General features: G+C 73.9%; 14 protein-coding genes. 3 read left to right on the forward strand and 11 right to left on the reverse strand.

All coding sequences use genetic code 11. The annotated features are described in order from the left end of the window. The first annotated feature begins 345 nt into the window (after positions 1-345). The gene (locus OHB09_RS31640) at positions 346-3,426 is read left to right on the forward strand and encodes a lectin (protein WP_328922917.1); all 3,081 of its coding nucleotides are present in this window, start codon (positions 346-348) and stop codon (positions 3,424-3,426) included. Positions 3,427-3,508: 82 nt separating this feature from the next. Here the strand turns inward: OHB09_RS31640 and OHB09_RS31645 are convergent, their stop codons facing one another. After that, a complete protein-coding gene (locus OHB09_RS31645) occupies positions 3,509-5,170 on the reverse strand; it encodes a beta-1,3-glucanase family protein (RefSeq protein ID WP_006140139.1) in 1,662 nt (553 codons plus the stop codon). Between the two features lie 179 nt (positions 5,171-5,349). Between OHB09_RS31645 and OHB09_RS31650 the strand changes: the two genes are divergently transcribed. Further along, on the forward strand, positions 5,350-6,030 hold the full coding sequence (locus OHB09_RS31650) for a class I SAM-dependent methyltransferase (protein WP_006140140.1): 681 nt from the start codon (positions 5,350-5,352) through the stop codon (positions 6,028-6,030). Here the strand turns inward: OHB09_RS31650 and OHB09_RS31655 are convergent. The 6 genes from OHB09_RS31655 to OHB09_RS31680 are packed head-to-tail and all read right to left on the reverse strand — an operon-like array spanning position 6,011 to position 12,171. After that, positions 6,011-6,466, reverse strand: a complete 456-nt coding sequence (locus OHB09_RS31655; protein ID WP_093594840.1) for a DUF6917 domain-containing protein — start codon at positions 6,464-6,466, stop codon at positions 6,011-6,013. The two genes, OHB09_RS31650 and OHB09_RS31655, sit on opposite strands and share 20 nt — an antisense overlap. Continuing rightward, a complete protein-coding gene (locus OHB09_RS31660) occupies positions 6,463-7,548 on the reverse strand; it encodes a Gfo/Idh/MocA family protein (RefSeq protein ID WP_328727689.1) in 1,086 nt (361 codons plus the stop codon). The genes OHB09_RS31655 and OHB09_RS31660 overlap by 4 nt, the downstream gene beginning before the upstream one ends. Continuing rightward, entirely contained in the window at positions 7,545-8,741 is a 1,197-nt protein-coding gene (locus OHB09_RS31665; protein ID WP_319351251.1) for an Ldh family oxidoreductase, read from the reverse strand. Before OHB09_RS31665 ends, OHB09_RS31660 begins: the two co-directional genes overlap by 4 nt. Next, positions 8,738-10,141: a M20/M25/M40 family metallo-hydrolase gene (locus OHB09_RS31670; RefSeq protein ID WP_328922918.1), complete on the reverse strand. Its 1,404-nt coding sequence runs from the start codon at positions 10,139-10,141 to the stop codon at positions 8,738-8,740. The genes OHB09_RS31665 and OHB09_RS31670 overlap by 4 nt, the downstream gene beginning before the upstream one ends. After that, positions 10,134-11,108, reverse strand: coding sequence for a sugar phosphate isomerase/epimerase family protein (locus OHB09_RS31675; RefSeq protein WP_176945065.1), 975 nt, complete (start codon positions 11,106-11,108; stop codon positions 10,134-10,136). Before OHB09_RS31675 ends, OHB09_RS31670 begins: the two co-directional genes overlap by 8 nt. Beyond that, a complete protein-coding gene (locus OHB09_RS31680) occupies positions 11,098-12,171 on the reverse strand; it encodes a Gfo/Idh/MocA family oxidoreductase (protein ID WP_093594849.1) in 1,074 nt (357 codons plus the stop codon). The genes OHB09_RS31675 and OHB09_RS31680 overlap by 11 nt, the downstream gene beginning before the upstream one ends. A gap of 322 nt (positions 12,172-12,493) precedes the next feature. Here OHB09_RS31680 and OHB09_RS31685 point away from each other — a divergent pair, with 322 nt between their 5' ends. Next, positions 12,494-13,732, forward strand: coding sequence for a nucleotide sugar dehydrogenase (locus tag OHB09_RS31685; protein WP_328923078.1), 1,239 nt, complete (start codon positions 12,494-12,496; stop codon positions 13,730-13,732). A 29-nt stretch (positions 13,733-13,761) separates the two neighbouring features. Here OHB09_RS31685 and OHB09_RS31690 read toward each other — a convergent pair whose 3' ends face one another. From OHB09_RS31690 to OHB09_RS31705, 4 genes are all read right to left on the reverse strand, one after another. After that, positions 13,762-14,913: a DegT/DnrJ/EryC1/StrS family aminotransferase gene (locus OHB09_RS31690; protein ID WP_191891190.1), complete on the reverse strand. Its 1,152-nt coding sequence runs from the start codon at positions 14,911-14,913 to the stop codon at positions 13,762-13,764. Beyond that, entirely contained in the window at positions 14,910-16,118 is a 1,209-nt protein-coding gene (locus OHB09_RS31695; protein ID WP_328727684.1) for a DegT/DnrJ/EryC1/StrS family aminotransferase, read from the reverse strand. Before OHB09_RS31695 ends, OHB09_RS31690 begins: the two co-directional genes overlap by 4 nt. Positions 16,119-16,242: 124 nt before the next feature. Next, the gene (locus tag OHB09_RS31700; RefSeq protein ID WP_328922919.1) at positions 16,243-17,310 is read right to left on the reverse strand and encodes an EF-hand domain-containing protein; all 1,068 of its coding nucleotides are present in this window, start codon (positions 17,308-17,310) and stop codon (positions 16,243-16,245) included. Between the two features lie 89 nt (positions 17,311-17,399). After that, positions 17,400-17,936 (reverse strand): EF-hand domain-containing protein, encoded by a 537-nt coding sequence (locus OHB09_RS31705; RefSeq protein WP_006140151.1) that lies wholly within the window; start codon positions 17,934-17,936, stop codon positions 17,400-17,402. Between the last annotated feature and the right edge of the window lie 445 nt (positions 17,937-18,381).

An 18,381-nucleotide genomic window follows, 5' to 3' on the forward strand; every position in this document is an offset into this window, starting at 1 on the left:
GGCGCCGCCGCTCCGGGCCGGACACCACCCCGTCCTCCACGCTACCCGGCGGCCCGCGCCGTGCGCCGGGGAACGGTGTCCACCCCCTCTGTTGACATGGCCATGATCGATCTCTAACGTGGCGGAGCGCTTCCCTCTTCGGCTCCTCCCCGGCATCCGTCGGCCGTCCCGGCCCGCACTCCGTGCGCCCCGGGAGTCCGGCGCCTGCCCCCGCACCGCAACCGTGCCCGCCGCCCCGCCGAGCGTTCCGCATCTGCTCGGACAACGTTGTCACCCGGCACTCGCCGCGTTCGGCGCCCTCCGACCCGCACGGCCACCCCCCATTCCTCGCACAGGAGGCGGCTCATGAGATCCCCCTCGACCGGTGCCGGGCGCGCCGCGGCGCGCAGGTGTCCACCCCGATGGCGGCGCCTCGCCGCCCTGACCGGGGCGGGCGCGGGCCTGGCCCTGATCGCCACGTTCGCCATGCCCGTCCAGGCCTCGGCCGGCTCCGCCCGTCCGGCGGAGAGGGCGGCGGCGCCCGTCACGGACCCGGCGGCTCTGGTCAACCCGTTCATCGGGACGTCCAACGACGCCAACGACTTCCCCGGGGCCGACATGCCGTTCGGCATGGTCCAGTGGAGCCCGGACACCCCCTCCCGGCCGCCCGGCGGCGGCTACGAGTACAAGGACTCCTCGATCACCGGCTTCAGCCTCACCCACATCGCCGGACCCGGCTGCGGCGCCGCGGGCGACATCCCCGTACTGCCCACCGTCGGCGCCGTCGACTACGCGGCCAAGGACTCCTTCTCGCACTCCGCCGAGTCCGCCACGGCCGGCGCGTACAAGGTCGCCCTCGACAACAAGGTGACCACCGAACTCACCGCGACCACCCGCAGTGGCATGGCCCGCTTCACCTTCCCCTCCACCACCCAGGCCAATCTGCTCTTCAAACTGGGCGGCAGCCAGAACGGCGGCTCGAACACGAGGTTCACCGCCGTCTCCGCCACCGAGGTGAGCGGGCAGGTCACCAGCGGCCGGTTCTGCGGCGCGGGCAACACCTACACCGTCTACTTCGACATGGTCTTCGACCGCCCGTACACCGCGCAGAGCACCTCCGGCGCGAACGCCCGCGTCACCTTCGACACCACCGGCGGCCAGGTCGTCCGGGCCAAGGTGGGACTCTCCTACGTCTCCGTCGCGGGCGCGGTCGCCAACCGCACCGCCGAGGCACCCGGCTGGGACTTCGACGCCACCCGCGCGGCCGCCCACCGGGCCTGGAACGACGCACTCGGGAAGATCGGGATCTCCGGCGGCACCACCGACCGGCAGACCCTCTTCTACACCGCGCTCTACCACTCGCTGCTGCACCCGAACGTCATCAGCGACACCACCGGCCAGTACTACGGCTTCGACGGCAGGACGCACACCGTCGACCCCGGCCACGACGCCGCCTACGCCAACTACTCCGGCTGGGACATCTACCGTTCCCAGGCGCAGCTCGAGGCGCTGGTCAGCCCCGAGGTGGCCTCGGACACCGCCCAGTCGATGCTCGACGACTACCGGCAGACGGGCGTCTTCCCCAAGTGGTCGGAGAACAACGGCGAGTCCTACGTCATGGTCGGCGACCCGGCGGCCGCCATCCTCGCCGACTACCACGCCTTCGGCGCCCGGGACTTCGACACCTCGGCCGCCCTCGCCGGCCTGGTGAAACAGGCGAGCACCACCAACAACGACCGGCCGGGCCTCAACTACCTCGACGCCCCCGGCTACCTGCCGCACAACGGCGGCTACGGCTGCTGCAACTTCTACGGCCCGGTGGCCACCACCCTGGAGTACGCCACCGCCGACTTCGCGCTCTCCGCGTTCGCCGGCGCGCTCGGCGACACGGCGAACCAGCGCACCTACGCCGACCGCGCCCAGGACTGGCGCGGCACCCTCGACCCGGCCTCCGGATTCGTCCAGCCGCGCAACGCCGACGGCACCTGGACGGCCGGGTTCGACCCCACCAGCGGCACCGACATGGTCGAGGCCGACTCCTGGATCTACAGCGGCATGGTCCCCTTCGACGTGGCCGGACTGGCCGCCGCCAAGGGCGGCGACGCCGTGATGAGCGACTACCTCGACACCGTGCTGCGCAGCTACACCGGCGCCAACGGCTACGCCTGGGTCGGCAACGAGCCCAGCATCGAACTGCCCTGGGAGTACGACTACCTCGGCGAGCCCTACAAGACCCAGAGCACCGTGCGGGCCATCCAGGACCAGATCTGGGCCAACACCCCCGCCGGTCTCGCCGACGGCAACGACGACCTCGGCGCGATGAGCGCCTGGTACGTGTGGTCGGCCCTCGGCATGTTCCCGATGACCCCCGGCACCGACGACCTGGCCCTCGGCTCCCCGCTGTTCCCCCAGGCCGTGCTCACCCTGCCCTCGGGCCGGACCCTCACGATCAACGGTGAGGGAGCCGCCGACGACGCCCCCTACGTGCAGTCCGCGAGCTTCGACGGCGCCGCCTGGAACAACGCCTACGCGCCCACGAACGCACTCAGCGACGGGGGCACCCTCACCTACCGCCTGGGCACCACCGCCAACACCTCCTGGGCGAGCGCGGCGAGCGCGGCACCGCCCTCCTACCACGGCTCCGTCCTCGCCCCGCCGGACCCGAGGGCCGGCATCGTCACCTCCGGCGTGAACGCGGGCACGTGCCTCGACGTCGACCACTCGGGCACCGCGGACGGCACCGCCGTGCAGATCCACACCTGCAACAGCACCTACGCACAGGACTGGACGGTCGCAGACGACGGCACCCTGCGGGCGCTCGGCAAGTGCCTGGACGTCGCCAACAGCGGCACCGCCAACGGCACGGCGGTCCGCCTGTGGACCTGCAACGGGACCGGGGCGCAGGCCTGGTCCCCCGGGTCCGGCGGCACCCTGGTCAACACCAACTCAGGGCGCTGCCTGAACGATCCGAACGCCTCGACCGCCGACGGCACCCGTCTGGAGATCCGCGACTGCGCGGGCGGCACCGCCCAGAAGTGGAACCTGCCCGCCGCCCCGCGCGCCCGCACCGGTCCCGTCACCGCGGGGGCCGGCCAGAACCTGTGCCTGGACGACAGGTCCGGTGCCACGGCCGACGGCACACCGATCCAGATCCGCGGCTGCGACGGCGGCGAGGCCCAGACCGTCACCGTGGCCGCCGACAGCACCCTGCGCTTGCGGGGCGGCTGCGTGGACGCCGCCGACAGCGGCACCACCGAGGGCACCAGGGTGCAGCTCTACACCTGCAACGGGACCAACGCCCAGCAGTGGCGGGCGACGTCCGCGGGACGGCTGGTGAACACCAACTCCGGGCTCTGCCTGGCCGCGCCGTCCACCACCGAGGGGACCCAGCTCCAGCTCCGGGCGTGCGACGGCGGCGCCGCCCAGAGGTGGACGCTGCCCGCCTGACCGGTACGGCCCGCGCACGACGGCCGGCCGGTCCCCCGCCCACCTCAGGTGCGCGGGGGACCGGCCGGCCGCCTTCAGGCCCTCACTTGGTGAACGTGAACCAGTTGACGTTGACGAACTCGGTGCTGCTGTCCGCGAAGGTCAGATAGACGTCGTGCACACCGGTCACGGAGCGGGTGACGTTCGCCGGTATGGTGCGCCAGCTCTGCCAGCCGCCGGTGTCACCGAGGTCGATCTCCGCGATCTGCGGCCCGGTCGCGCTGTCGATCCGTACCCGGATCGCCCCGCTCACCCCGGCCCCGACCCCCGAGGCGACCCGCGCCACGAACTGCGTGGGGGAGGAACTGCCGAAGTCCAGGCCGGAGTACTTCAGCCAGTCACCGGCTCCGATGTAACCCACGTCCTGCCCGCCCCCGCTGTCCGAGCAGGCCTCCGTCTGGGTGCCGCTCTGCGAGCTGTAGCTCTCCGCCTGGACGGTGGCGTACGCGCTGGTGCCGCCGCCTCCGCCACCCCCGCCGCCACCGGAACCGCCGGAGCCGGGACCGAGGGTGAGCGTCCAGGACGTGGGCGCCACGTCCTGCAGATGGCCGTCGACCGGGGCGCTGCCCGTGGGGCCGACGTCGTCGTAGGGGAAGGCGTAGCCGACGGTGGAGAACCGGTGCACCAGCCGGGCGTAGTGGTTGGTGATCGACTCCGTGTAGTACTGGTCGGGCCGCACCCCGCTCGGCTGGTTGGCGCCCCCGGACACCAGGAGGTTGGAGCGGTTGAGGGCGGCGGCCAGCCGGGCCGCGATCGCGCCGCGCGCGTCGGAGCCGGAATTGTAGAGGGGACCGCTCGCACAGCCGAAGATGTCGGCGGCCGAGGGCTTGGTGAACGGCACCCCGTTGGTGTTGAGCCCCGAGAACGTCAGGACGTCGCCGCTGACCCGGCCCGAGTACGCCCCGATCGAGCCCTGGCCGTCGATGGTGAGGGTGTTGCTTCGGAAGTGGTCCCACACCCGGTCCAGATACGGTCTCCAGTACGAGCCGAAGTCGGCCGGCGCGTGCGAGGGGGCCAGTACCCGCAGCACCGCGCCGGAGGAGTCGGTGGCGACGAGCCGGTCCCACGGCGCCCCGTCCGCCGAGTGCTGCGTGCGCAGCCCCGAGGCGATGGAGGCCAGCGCGGTCGAGGGCAGCGCCGGCACCGACTGGTTCCCGGAGGCGCCGGTGGTGGACATCGAGATCGGCAGGGCGACCATGTCCACGTAGCTGATGTTGGCGTACAGGTTGGCCGAGTTGTAGGTGAACTCGGCGAAGCCCCAGTTGGTGGTCCAGTTGGGGTCGTTGCTGGTGAAGCCGGGCTGGACGAGGCCGGGTCTCCCGCCGTTCAGGCTCGCCGGGTTGACGAAGAACTGGATCTTCTTCCCGACGGAGAACCAGACGCGGCCGCCGATGATGTAGTCGCGCAGCGTCAGCCGGACGGGGGAGGAGCCCGAACCACCGAGGGCGATGGAGTAGTCGGGCGTCGGGGTCTGCACGGCGGAGACGTCCGCCAGCCGGTGGAAGACGCCGTCACCGGTGACGAACCCGGGCCAGCCGGAGGTGTCGGCGCCGGTGACGTAGGCGTAGACCTGCGCGGAACTGCCGGAGTTGTTGGCCAGGGTGAGAGGGAGGGAGGCGGCGGCACTGGCGGTGCCGGCGCTCGCGAGCGGGAGCGCGGCGGCCGTGGCCACCGCGGCGGTGAGAAGGGCACGACGGGAGAGCACGACGGGCTCCTGGGGGAGTGTGGGGTGGAGGGTGCCGTGTGAGAGCGCTCTCAAGGGGAGTGAGCGCGAGTTCCACTATTGGACTGAACCAATCCCCGGTCAAGAGGTGTGCACGTCAAGGACGGTGACGGTGGGGCGGACTCCGGTTCCTTTTCCGGACGAAGGTCGTTGATCACCGCATGACGCACACCACACCCCCCTCGCCCGAGGAGATCGCCCGCGAATGGCACGCGCGTGCGCGACGCGCAGGACTCGCCCGCGTGATGCGCGCCCAGCAGCCGCCCGAACTGGGGGAGGCGGTCACCGAGGAGACCCGGCGGACCCTCGCCCGTCTGCTCAAGCGCGCCGGTCAGGAACTGCCCGAAGGCATCGGCACGGTCCTCGAGATCGGCTGCGGCATCGGCCGGCTCACCCCCACGCTCGCGGCCGCGGCCCGGCGGGTCGCGGCGCTCGACATGACCCCCGGCATGCTGGAGTCGGCCCGCACGGCCTGCGCGGACCTCGATCACGTCAGCCTGCACCTGCTCCGCGCCCAGGACCTGACCCTGGAGGACGTCGACCGTCTGGTGGGCCGCCCGGCCGATGTGACCGTCTGCGTGTGGGTGCTCATGCACCTCCTCGACGACGCCGAACTGGCCGCCCTCTTCCGCACCTTGTCGCTCGCCACCCGGCACCTGCTGCTGATCGAGTACGAGCGGGCGGCCGTCCCGGTCGGCCGGTTCTCCCGACTGCGGCCCCTGAGCCACTTCCTCGACCTGCTGCCCGGCTCCCGGGTGCTCGAACGCCACGAACTCGACTACGGCGGCGACCGCTCCTTCGCCGCCCTCGTCGACACCGGTCTCAGCGGAGGAGCACGCTGAGGTCTTCCACCCCCGGCCCGCGCGCCCGGCGGGAGGCGCACTCGAACCGGATCTCCGTCTCCGGCGAGAGCGACAGTTCCAGGCCCGTCACCGGCCGGGGCGCGCGGATGAGGATGTTGTAGTGGTTCGGGAAGTGGCAGGCGTCGAAACCGAGCACCGTGCCGATCGGCAGTCCGCCGGCCAGGACCGTGTCACCGCGGTCCAGCACTCCGGCGCAGGCCAGTTCGACGAAGCCGAGGAACCCCACCCGGTCCACGCGGGCACCGGCGGAGGTGTCCGTGTGGTCGGTGGTGACCAGCTCGTGCACCTCGCCGCGCCGCACGCACCGGCTGGCGTAGGGCTCCAGCGACATGCCGCGCCGGTCCAGGCGGTGGGTGAGGACCTTCACCAGGGGGCCGTGGACGACGCGCTTGGCGCCGTCCTCCGCGGGGTTCACGCGTGGGTCTCCTCTCGTTCGGGGGCGCCGTCCGCCAGGGTGTAGCAGGCGGCCACCAGTTCGGCGACGGCCAGGCCGTCGGGCGCGGGGCCGGGTCCGGAGCCGACCGGGGAAGCGGGGCCCGGGCGGGAAGCGGGCCCGGATCGGTTACCGGAGGTCCCGTGCGCCCGCACGACCCGTGCGAAGTCCCGCAGCACACCGGCGTACTCGTGCCACAGGGAGCCCTTGAACTCCGTGTGCCCGGCGAGCATGTCGGCGGCGTCCGCGCGGCCGTCGGCCAGCCGGACCTCCACCGTCTTGCGCTCACCGGGGTAGGACCAGTCGAGCTCGACCCGCGCCCGCGCGCCCGTCGCGGGAGCCCGGAGCAGCATCCGTGCGGCGCGGTCGACACCGAGCCGGTCGCGGTCCAGCGCCACCCGGTCCACGCTCACGTCCCCGCCGAGGAAGAGGCGTACGAGGTCCAGGGCGTTGGGGCCGTTGTCCGCGAGGCAGCCGCCCCCGCAGCGGGCCGGGTCCAGGTACCAGCGGTCGCGGCCCGCGTGCTCCTCGATCGTCTCCTTGTAGCGCACGGTCAGCGTGTCCACAGGAACCCCTTCGGGAAGCCGCCCCAGCAGGGCGCGGACGGGGTCGTTGTAACGCCGGTGGAAGGAGGTGAACAGGGGGAGTCCGCGCTCGCGCGCGTACCGGTCGAGGGCGCGCGCGTCCGCCACCCGGGTCGCCAGGGGTTTCTCCACGCACACCGCGCGCCCGGCCGCCAGCGCGTCCCGGCAGACCGGGAAGTGCGCGTCGTTGGGCACGTTGACGACGACGGCGTCCACCTCCGCCTCCCGCAGCAGCCGCCGGTGGTCGGTGTGACGCTCCAGGTGCGCGGGCAGCCCCGCGAGGGCGGCGGGATCGCGGTCGCACACGGCCACGAGCTCGGCCTCCGGGGAGCGTTCGAGCGCGGCCAGGTAGAAGCGGGAGATCACCCCGAGCCCGATCATCCCGATCCGCAGGGCGGTCCGCTGCGGGGCCGCCATCTGCCCGTGGGCGGTCCACGGCCGCCTCCCGTCCCGCCCTCGCCCGTACGGCGCCGCCGTCATGCCGCGCCCCCCTGCCCCTCGCCCCCACCGGTCACGGACGCGGGGAAGACGATCCCGGACCGCCCCGCCAGCGCGAGGAGTTCACGGTGCGACACGGCGCCGAGCGGCACACCGTGCGCCAGCCGGTCACGGGAGCGCTGCCATTCCCGCCGGCCGGGATAGCCGACCGGCTCGTCCTGCCGCAGCGGAGGGCAGTCGAGGAGCGCACCGAACAGCCCGCCGGCCGCGTCCAGGAACTCGGCCTCGGGGCGCAGCCGGCCGGGGGCCACGGCCAGCAGCAGATGGCCGACGTCGTCGTCGGGCCGCGGCGAGGTGTCGCGGGCCGGGCCGAGACCGGCGCCGGGCAGCAGCGCGGAGAGCACCTCCACCAGCAGACCGAGCCCGTACCCCTTGTGGGCGCCCGTCTCCGGCGAGCCGCCGAGCCAGCGCAGCCGGGCCTCGCCGCGGTCGTAGGCCGCCGGATCGCCGACCGGGGCGCCCTCGGCGTCCTCCAGCCAGCCCTCCGGGACGCGTTCGCCCGCGCGGGCGGCGGCCCGGATTCGGCCGGTCGGCACCACGGTCGTACTCATGTCCAGGACGAACGGCGGGTGCTCGCCCCCAGGTGCCGCCAGCGCCAGCGGGTTGGTGCCCAGCATCGGGAGGGCGCCGCCGGGCGGCGGGGCGAGACGCTGCCGTCCGCAGTTGGACGCGACCAGGCCGATCATGCCCTGGTCCACGGCCCGCAGCGCGTGGTGCCCCGCGCACCCGAAGTGGGTCCCGCCGCGCACCGACACCAGGCCGACCCCGTGCAGCCGGGCGCGCTCGGCGGCCAGTTCCATCGCCTCGGTCGCCGTCCACAGGCCGAGCCCGCGCCGGGCGTCGAGCAGGACCGCGGCGCCGCTGTCGGCGAGGACCTCGGGCTCGGCGCGCGGATCGCAGCGGCCGCTGTCCAGCAAGGGCAGGTAGAGCCGGGTCAGATTGCCGACACCGTGCGTGCTGAAGCCGGTGAGATCGCCGTGGCACAGAGCCTCGGCGGCCCCCAGTGCACGGCCCGGGGGCAGCCCCCGGGAACGGAACACCCCCGTGACGAAGTCCCGCAGCCCCTCGTAGGGCACCCGGACCTCGCCGCCGCGCGAGGAGCGCGGCCCGGGCGGCGCCCGGTGCGGGCGCGGCCCGGGGGTGACGGTGGTGCTCGTGGGACGGTGTGCGCTCACGTGTCCTGCCTTTCGGGGGCGTGCGGAGAAGGGTCGTCGGTGGAGGATTCCGGGGGACGGGTGCGGGGCACGCCGGACGGGTGCGGCGGTCGCGGCGCACGGCCGCCGCGGGCGAAGGCGACCAGGAGCCGGGCCACCTCGCCGGCGTACCGGTCCAGTTCGGCGAGGTCGGCGTACTCGCCCTCCGCATGGGCCCGGTTGGTGTCCAGGCCGCCGGGGCCGAGCACGGCGGTGTACGTGCCGGGAACGCCGCTCATCCACACGGCGTCGCACGTGAACGCGGGCTCCTCGGCGGGCCACCGCGACAGCCCGCACGACTCCAGCAGCCGCTCGGCCCAGGCGGGGTCGCCGGCCGGGCCGCCCAGCGCGGGCAGCCCGCGCTTGAGCCAGTGCAGCGAGGTGATGGCCTCGGCGTCACCGGCCGTCCTGGCCAGGCCGGGGTGCCCGCGCGCGCCGGCGCGGAAGGCGGCCGGCCCCTCGCGGAGCGTCTCGCGCAGCGCGGCCTCGGCCGCGCGCCCGCGCTCCGGGTCGGTGTAGGCGAGATTGAGCAGCAACTGCCCGCTGCCGTACACCTTGTTGTGCCGCTCCCCGGTGTGCAGCCCGGCCACGCAGACGCGCGTGCCGGGCACCCGCCCCGGCAGCACCGTCGCCAGGTGGTGGCCGAGGAATCCGAGGAGCACGGTGGCGTTGTGGCCCGCCTCCGGGTGGTCGTCGACCGCGTCCTCGCCGCGCACCCGCACGCGGGCCGTCATGGCGGCCGTCGCCCGCGGCAGGTACCGGTGCCCCGTGGGCTCGCAGAACACGTTGAGCCGTCCGACGAGGCCCTGCTCGACGAGCGGCCGGGTGCCGAAGGTGCCCATCGCGCCGCCCTCCTCGCCCGCCACCGCCTGGACGAGGACACCGACCCGGCCGCCCACCGCCGGTTCCGCCGCGCGGGCCGCCCGGATGCCGGCCAGCAGGGCGACCGCCGGGCCCTTGGCGTCGATCGCCCCCCGCCCGCGGAACCGGGCGCCGTCGAAGGAGGGCGGCCACCAGCCGGCCACCGTGTCGAGATGGACGTTGAACATGACGGTCGCCTCGCGCGGCAGCCCGGGCGGCCCGAGGCGCAGCACGAGACTCGGCTGGCAGACCAGGAAGGCGGGATCCTCGGCGGCCTCCCGGACGGGCAGGGGGACGTCGTCCCGCAGCAGCACGGTCCCGGGCGGCGCGGCGTGCCGCACCACCGACATCCCGAACCGCCGCGCCGCCGCCGCGTAGGCGCGCCCGGCCTCCCACAGCCGTACGGTGCCGGTGTCGCCGGTCTCCAGCGGTCCCGCGGTGGGAATGCCGAGGAGGCGCAGCAGCAGGGCGTGGTCCTCGCCGGTGAGCCGGGCCCTCGGGGAGCGGGACGGGTCAGCCACGCCCGCCCCCGTGCGGAAGGGCCGCCACGGCGGGCAGGACCTCCCGGGCCACCAGGCGCTCCAGCTCCCGCCCGTGGGCGACGAAGGCCGCCACGCCGTCGCCCTCGCGCGTGTCGGTGCCGTCGTGCGGGCGCAGTCTGGTGTGGGGCTCGATGGACCAGGTGCCGCGCCGTCCGCGCCGCAGCAGTGTGGTGAGGCATTCGCGCACCTCGGCGTGGCCGTGGCCGGGCAGCACGTAGGCCACCTCGCCGGCGCGGGTGCGTACGGCGTCCTTGACGTGGACGTGCGCCACGAACTCCGCCACCGCCTCCAGCAGCGCGGCCGAGCCGTAGCCGTACGGCACGCCGTTGCCGGTGTCGAAGAGCAGCCGCAGCGCCGGGCTGTCGACGTGGTGCAGCAGGTCCAGCATCCGCTCGGCGCGCGTGCCCGCCCAGCCGGCGCAGTTCTCGTGCAGCAGGACGAGCCCGGTGTCCTCGGCCTGCCGGGTCAGTGCGGTCATCCGGTGCCTCACCCGCCGGGCCCATTCCGCCTCGCCCAGACCGTCGTTGGGGTACGACATGACCCGCACGTACCGGGTGCCGAGGACCGCGCAGCGCCGGGCCAGCACGCGGAGTTCGCCGGTGTCGCGGGCGAAGGGGCCGGTGACCGGCCGGTTGTAGTCGGCGATCCGCGAGTCGACGCAGACCACCTCCGTGCCGGCCTCGGCGATCCGCTCGGCGAGCCGCCCGAAGGCGTGCTCGTCGAGGTCGGCGAGGGCCCGCCCGTCGACGGTGCGCAACTCCAGAGCCGTCCAGCCCAGTTCGCGCAGGGCGGCGAGCTGCCCGGTCAGGCCGGGGGCGGCCTCGTCGCCGATGCCGGCGTAGCGGATACCGGGCGGCGGGGCGGTCGGGGTGTCGCCGGCGGGGACGCCGGCCGGGCGGCGGGGGACGCCGACGGGCCCCTTCGTCCGGTGGTGTTCATCCCGCACGGCGGGCCTCCAGGGGGCCGGGAGCGGCCGGGCCGCCGGGGCGGGGCAGGCGGGGAATCGTGCCGCCCGCCGCCAGGTGCCGGGCGTCCTCGAGGAGTTCGACGGTGCGCGCGTGCACCCCGAGGCACCCGGCGGCGCCGGGCGGATCGTCTCCCGCGAAGCGACGGTAGGCGGCGACCAGGCACCGCCGCAGCGCGTCGTCCTCGAACAGCTCCCGTGTCCGGCGCCCCTCGCGCCACATGTCGAGCCGGGCCACGTCGTCGTCCTGCGCGACGGGATAGTGGCCGATCAGACGCACGCCGTCCGCCGTGTCGACGGTGATGCGGCGCCGGCGCACCGGCGAGGTGAGATCGCAGTCGACCAGCCCGCGCGCACCCCCGCGGTGGCGCAGGGCCAGCCGCGCTCCGCCCATGTGCGGCACGACCCGCTCGCCGAGCCGCAGATCGCTCCAGGAGGCCGCGCACACCTCGCCGTCGCCCAGGAGCCGCAGCAGGACCCCCAGCGCGTGCGGGACCTCCACCTCGAAGGCGTGGCGGTGGGTTCCGCCGGTGAGGGAGCGGCGGAAGCGGGCCTTGTCCTGCGTCACGGACACCGAGCGGACCTGCCCGGCGGTGGCCAGGAGAGCGGAGATCCGGTCGGTGAGCGCGCTGTGCAGCCAGGGGGAGACCACCTCGACCCGCAGGCCGTGGCGGTCCACGGCCTCCCGGACCCGGCGCAGCGCGGCGCGGTCGGCGGCCAGGGGCTTCTCCACCACGAACCGTCGGTAGCCGAGCTGCGCGGCCTCCTCCAGCAGGGCGGCCCGCACGTCCGGCGGGGTGCACAGATGGACGACGGTGACGTCCGGGTCGAGGCAGCGGCGGGCCCGCTGCAGCGAGTCCGCGATGACCAGGGGGTCCCCGCCGGTGCCGGGCGGGCCGCCGGGCAGCGGGCGGGGGCCCGGGTCGACGCCCACCACGGGGCGCCCGGCGAAGAGCTCCGGGTGCGTGGCCCGCGCGCGGGCGAGCACCGGCAGATGAAGTCCCGCCCCGGCGCGTCCGAGCCCGAGGAGCAATGTGCGCAGCATGACGGTGCCACCCCTTTCGGCCGGCCCGAAGCCGGAGTTTCGGCAGGCTTTCCCGCCGGTTCCTCGAACACACCGGAAAACGTCTCGCGCGCGTTCCGTCGACTTGATCGCGGTACGCGGCGCGGTGTTTTTCCGACGTCGTTCCCTCTTCTTCACGGGCGCGCGAAGAAGACAATATGACCTCACTCCGTACTCTTTTCACTATTCCGGGTGACATGCTTTCCTGCCCGGTGCTGTGTGCCCCTGACCTGCCTACGGTGGTCGCGGAGACCTTTCGGTCCGGAACGGAACAAGGGGAGTTGCGGTGGATACTGTCGCGGTCATCGGCTTGGGGTACACGGGACTTCCACTGGCGCGTGAGGCGTGCGCGGTGGGAATGCGTGTCCTCGGTCTCGACGAGAATTCCGCCGTCACCACCGCACTCCAATCCGGCCGTTCCCGCGTGCCGGACGTGCCGGACACCGATCTCGCCCGCATGCGCGCCGCCGGATTCACCGCCACGACGGACGCGGGCTTACTGGCCGAGGCCGGCGTGGTCGTCGTCTGCGTCCCCACACCGCTGGACGAGGCGGGCGAGCCGGACCTGTCCCCGGTGCGCCGGGCCGCCACCGCCGTCGGCGCCCATCTGAAACCGGGCAGCCTGGTGGTCCTGGAGTCCACCTCCTATCCCGGTACGACCGACACACTCGTGCGCACCCTCCTGGAGGAGGCCTCCGGCCTCACCGCCGGGACGGACTTCTCGCTGGCCTTCTCCCCGGAGCGCATCGACCCGGGCAACGGCCGCTACGGCATCCGCAACACCCCCCGCGTCGTCGGCGGCTGCACCCCGCGCTGCACGGCGGCCGCGGCCGCCTTCTTCGGGCGCCTGTGCGACCGGGTCGTCGAGGCCGGCTCCGCACGCGAGGCGGAACTCGCCAAACTGCTGGAGAACGTCTACCGGAGCGTCAACATCGCCCTCGTCAACGAACTCGCGGTCGCCGGGCGCGCGTTGGGCGTCGACGTGTGGGACGCCCTCGACTGCGCCGCCAGCAAGCCCTTCGGCTACCAGCCCTTCCGCCCCGGCCCCGGTGTCGGCGGCCACTGCATCCCCGTCGACCCTGCCTACCTCGCCCACTGGGCCCGCGCCGCGGGCAGCCCGCTGCACCTGGTCGAACTGGCCCAGGAGGTCAACGCCGCGATGCCCGCGCACGTCGTACGCCGGGCCGGTGAACTGCTCTCCGGCGCCGGCGGACAACTGGACGGCGCGCGCCTGCTGCTGGTGGGCGTCACCTACAAGCGGGACAGCCGCGATCTGCGCTGCACCCCGGCCACCCCCCTGACCCGGCTGCTGCGCCGGGCCGGCGCCCATGTGTGCTACCACGACCCGCTCGCCGACACCTGGGCCGTCGACGGGGAGGCGGTGCCCCGCGCCGCACGGCTGCGGGAGGCGGCGGCCGGGGCGGACCTGACCATCCTGCTCCAGGACCACGGCGTGCTGCCCGTGGAACGGCTCCCCGACTGGGCGCCCCTGCTGCTCGACACCCGCGGCCGGCTCCGGGACAGCACCGCCCATGTGCTCTGAACGCCCGCCCGGCGGGCCCCCTCGATCGTTCACACCGCCCGCCCTCCCGCCGCGAAGGCGCACACCGTGTCGGCGACGTACTCGACCTCCGCGTCCGTGAGGTGCGGGTTGACGGGCAGGGCGAGCTGGCGGCGGCTCGCCGCCCACGCGTGCGGCCACTCCCGGCCGGGCGGCGCGAAACGGGCGAAGGCCGGCTGGTGGGGGAGGGGCAGCGGATAGTAGACGTGACTCGCCACGCCGTGCGCCGCCAGATGCCTCTCCAGGGCGTCCCGTTCCTCGGCGAGCACCGAGTAGACGTAGTAGCAACGGCCGTCCCGCCCCGGCGGCGGGGGCACGATCCCCCGCTCGGCCAGCGGGGCGAAGCGCTCCGTGTAGTGGGCGGCGATGCGGGCGCGGCGCTCCAGGCGCGCGGCCAGGCCGGGCAGCCGATGGAGCTGGAACGCCGCCTGCAGCTCGTCGAACCGGCTGTTGAGCCCCACCCGCTGGTGCACGAAGCGCGGACCCTCCTGCCCGTGGTTGCGCAAGGCGCGCACCACGCGCGCCAGTTCGGCGTCATGAGTGACCACCACGCCGCCTTCGCCCGCCGTGCCGAAGGTCTTCACCTGGACGAAGGAGAACACCCCGGCCTCGCCCCAGGTCCCCGCGGGCCGCCCGTGGAGCACCCCGCCCTGCGCGACCGCCGAGTCCTCCACCAGCCGTACGCCGTGCCGCCGCGCGATCTCCCGCATCGCGGGCATGTCCGCCATCACCGAGAACATGTGCGCCGGCATCACCGCCCTGGTGCGCGGGGTGATCGCCCGTTCCACCTCCGCCGGGTCCACGACCATCGTCACCGGGTCGATGTCCGCGAAGACGGGCGTGGCCCCCAGGTTGGCGACCGTGTTGCCGAGCGGGGCGCAGCCGTAGGCGGGCACGACGACCTCGTCCCCGGGCCCCACCCCCATCGCCGTCAGGATCAGGGTGAGCCCGGAGGTGCCGCTGGAGCAGGCCACCACCTCGGCCCCGTCCACCGTGGCGCGCAGCGCCTCCTCCAGGGCGGCGGTCCGCTCGCCCAGGATGAACCGCTGCCCGGCGACCGTGCCGGTGCGGCGCACGAGGTCGAGCAGCACCTCGCGGTCCTCCTCGAACAGGTCGGGCGCGAAGAAGGGGATCGTCCTCCCGCGGGTCACGGCTCGGGTCATGCGGCAGCCCTCCCGGTGAAGAAGCGGCGGACCAGCCCGCACACCGTGTCGAGGTCGGCGTCCGTCAGGTCCGGATGGAACGGCAGCGCGAGGGTCCGCCCGCAGGCGGCCTCGGCGTGCGGGAACTGTCCGCGCCGGTAGCCGAGTTCGGCGAAGCACGGCTGGAGGTGGAGCGGCACCGGGTAGTACGTCTCGGTGCCCACGCCGTGGTCGGCGAGGAAGGAGACGAGCGCGTCCCGCCGCTCGGCCTCCACCAGATAGACGTAGAACACCGCCTCTGTGGCGGCCGCGCGGGCGGCGAGGGTCGGCAGGCGCAGCAGACCGGGCACGTCACGCAGCCGCTCGGTGTACGCCGCCGCCAGCGCGGCCCGGCGACGCACGGCCCCCTCGAGCCGGGGCAGCTTCCCGAGCAGCACGGCGGCCTGGAGGTCGTCCATCTTGCTGTTGACGCCGTTGAGTTCGGTGGCGCTGGAGATGCCGGGGAAGTGGGCGAGGGTACGGGCGGTGCGCCCGTGGTGGCGCAGGGCCGCCACCCGCTCCGCGATCCGCGGGTCGTCGGTGAGGACGGCGCCCGCGTCACCGAGGGCGCCGAGCGTCTTGGTGGGGAAGAAGGACAGCACGCCGCCCGCCCCCAGCAGCCCCGCGTGCACACCGTTCCAGCGCATGCCGATCGCCTCGGCGCTGTCCTCGACGAGCGTCAGCCCGTGCCGCTCGGCCACCCGTGTCAGGGCGCTCATGTCGGCCAGTTGGCAGAAAAGGTGCACCGGCATGAGCATCGTGGTGCGCGCGGTGACCGCGTCCGCCGCCGAGCCGGGATCGAGCGTGTACGTCACAGGATCGATGTCGGCGAAGACCGGCCGGCCCCCCGCGAGGACGACGGAGGAGGCGGTGGCGAAGAAGCTGAACGCGGGCACGACGACCTCGTCGCCCGGGCCGAGCCCGCAGGCCCGCAGCAGCAGGACGAGCGCGTCGGTACCGCTGTTGACGGCCACGCAGTGGCGGGCCCCGGTCCACTCGGCCAGCGCCTCCTCCCATCTGCCGACCTGCCGCCCGTGCGAGTACTTCCCGTCGTCGATCACCTCGGTGACACGGGCGCGGATGTCGGGCCAGGCCTCCTCGAACGAGGCGGCCTGGGTGAAGAACGGCACCGGACGGGAGCGGTCCGGCGCCGGACCGGTGACGGGGCCGGCTGCGGTGGGGTTCATGGGTCCTCGGGGTCGGCGGCGGGTGTCGTCCGTACGGGGCCGGCCCGCGGCAGGGGGCGGCCCCTTCCCCGGCGGGTGAGCGGCCGCCGGGGAAGGGACCGGGTCTGCGCGGCCGGTGGGGCCGTCAGAGCAGGGCGACGTCGAGCTCGCCCGTGTGGTACTTGTGCACGGCCTGGACCAGCTCCTCGACGCTGAGCTGCCCGTCGTTGTCGGCGTCGATGGCCCGGAACGCCGTGTCGGCGGTGGACTCGTCGGCGCCGGTGGCCTTGATCCAGAGCTTGAACTCCTTGGGACTGACCTGTCCGTCACCGTCCTTGTCGCACAGGTCGAGGATGGAGGCGATGGTCGGCCGCACGACCTCGTCGAAGCCCGTCCGTCCCCGCGCGAGGATCTGGCGGTCGGCGAGGTCCTGGAACTTCTGCCGGTCCAGGGAGCCGTTCGGGCCCAGCTGGGCCTGCCCGGCGAGGTAGTTCCACATGCCGAGGTAGGCCTCGAGGAGTGCCTGGCCCTTGTCCGACGTCGGCGACTCGTCGAACGAGGCGAGGATGCGGCGGGCCTCGTGCTCCCAGTCGCCGCGGTCGATCCTGCCGTCTCCGTCGCGGTCCCACAGCTCGAAGCGCCGCTGGAGTCGCTCTTCCTGGACGGTGGGGGACATGGTGAACTCTCTTTCTGTCGGGTTCTGCCGGATCTCTGGGGTTCTCGGGGTCCGCGGGGTCTCCGGCCGGCTGTCCTGCCGCTGCCGGGGGGTGTGGATGACCGTGTGCAGACCCGTACGGAGGGCCGTCGTGCGCCCGTCCGCGGGGGGAGGCGTGCGGCCGCCCCGGGTGACCGTCGCCGCCAGCGCGATCCCCGCGAGAACGCAGGGCAGCACGAGCGAGACGGCCTGGGCGAACACCTCGGCCCCGGACGAGCGGCCGAAGTGCGCGCTGTGGAAGAGGAGATGGGGAGCGGAGAAGGCGAGCAGTCCGGCGGCGGCGGCCCGCACGAGCCACGGCCGCGGCACACAGGCGGCCCAGCCGAGCACCACCCCGAGGCCGAGCACCGCGGCGCCGAAATCGCGCAGCAGGTGCTCGTTGTAGGGCGGGAACAGCGCCACCCACGGGTGGCCCGGCAGCGGGAAGGCCGCGTAGAAGCCGCGAGGCAGCAGCAGCGCCCACGCGCCCGGCACTCCTTCACCGAGCGCCAGCACCACCAGGCAGCCCCGCGCCCACGACAGACGACGGCCTTCCAGGCGGGGAGCGTCGAGGGGGTGCGGCCGGCCCGTCCGCTGCGCGGCGCCGGTCAGACGCCGAGGAGGGGAGCGTCCTGCTTGCCCTCGTGGTAGAGGCCGACCGCCGTCACCAGCTCGTCGACACTGAGCTGTCCGTCACCGTTGGCGTCGATCGCCTCGAAGGCCCGGGCGGCGTCGATGTCGCCGCTGATGGCCTCCAGCCACCTGCGGAATTCCGCGGGGTTGACCTGGCCGTCGCCGTCGATGTCGCACAGGTCGACCATGGCCCGGATGCTCGGCCGCAGCACCTTCCCGAAGCCGGCCGCCCCGTGCCGGAGCATCTCCCGTTCGGCCACGCCGACGAACTGCTCCTTCGTCATGGACGAGCCCGCGGCGAGGTCCGCCCGTGCGACGAGGTAGTCGAACATCTGCGGGTACGCGTGCAGCAGCGCCTGGGCCCGGGGCGAACTCTCGTGCTCCCCGAAGGCGCGCACGATGCGCTGGGCCTCCCGTTCGAGGTCCGTGCGGTCGATGCGCCCGTCCTCATTGATGTCGTAGAGGTCGAAGCGCTGTTCCAGCCGCTTCCTCTGGGTGCCGGTGAGGGACATCTCTCTCCTTCTGGACGGACGGCAGGGCGGGAATTCTGGGACGTTCCCCTGGTTTTCCTTCGCGTTCTCCGCGTGTTCCTCGGTGGCGTGCCCATTCCTCCGCCGCTGCCGTCCGGCATGGGGGGTGAATCGTACGAATGCAGAATTACCCAGGTATTCCCGCGCCGAACTCACCCGGCGGCGGATAGCCCGTACGAGTGAGCGGAGGGGGGTGCGGGATCGCTCGGCAGTGCGAGAGGGGAATGTGTGACCGTCGGCCATCGTCCCTCGTCAACTCGGGTGTGTTGGTGGATCGTCCAAGGCTCGGACAGGCCCCCGGCGGTGCCGGCGGGCGCTTCGGGGGAGAGAGGTCTTCACTCGTTGGGGCGAACAGTCGCCGCCCCGGTGCGAAGCCGTCCCGGCCCGGTCATAAAGTCCTTGACGGTATTCCGGCAGGAATGCCGGA

Source organism: Streptomyces griseoaurantiacus, assembly GCF_036189845.1.
In the GTDB taxonomy this organism is placed as follows: domain Bacteria; phylum Actinomycetota; class Actinomycetes; order Streptomycetales; family Streptomycetaceae; genus Streptomyces; species Streptomyces griseoaurantiacus.

Excerpts from the sequence above, each read along its gene's own strand:
- OHB09_RS31690 (WP_191891190.1), bottom strand. The coding sequence starts at position 14,913 with ATGACCCGAGCCGTGACCCGCGGGAGGACGATCCCCTTCTTCGCGCCC.
- OHB09_RS31705 (WP_006140151.1), bottom strand. The coding sequence starts at position 17,936 with ATGTCCCTCACCGGCACCCAGAGGAAGCGGCTGGAACAGCGCTTCGAC.
- OHB09_RS31695 (WP_328727684.1), bottom strand. The coding sequence starts at position 16,118 with ATGAACCCCACCGCAGCCGGCCCCGTCACCGGTCCGGCGCCGGACCGC.
- OHB09_RS31680 (WP_093594849.1), bottom strand. The coding sequence starts at position 12,171 with ATGCTGCGCACATTGCTCCTCGGGCTCGGACGCGCCGGGGCGGGACTT.
- OHB09_RS31650 (WP_006140140.1), top strand. The coding sequence starts at position 5,350 with ATGACGCACACCACACCCCCCTCGCCCGAGGAGATCGCCCGCGAATGG.
- OHB09_RS31660 (WP_328727689.1), bottom strand. The coding sequence starts at position 7,548 with ATGACGGCGGCGCCGTACGGGCGAGGGCGGGACGGGAGGCGGCCGTGG.
- OHB09_RS31640 (WP_328922917.1), top strand. The coding sequence starts at position 346 with ATGAGATCCCCCTCGACCGGTGCCGGGCGCGCCGCGGCGCGCAGGTGT.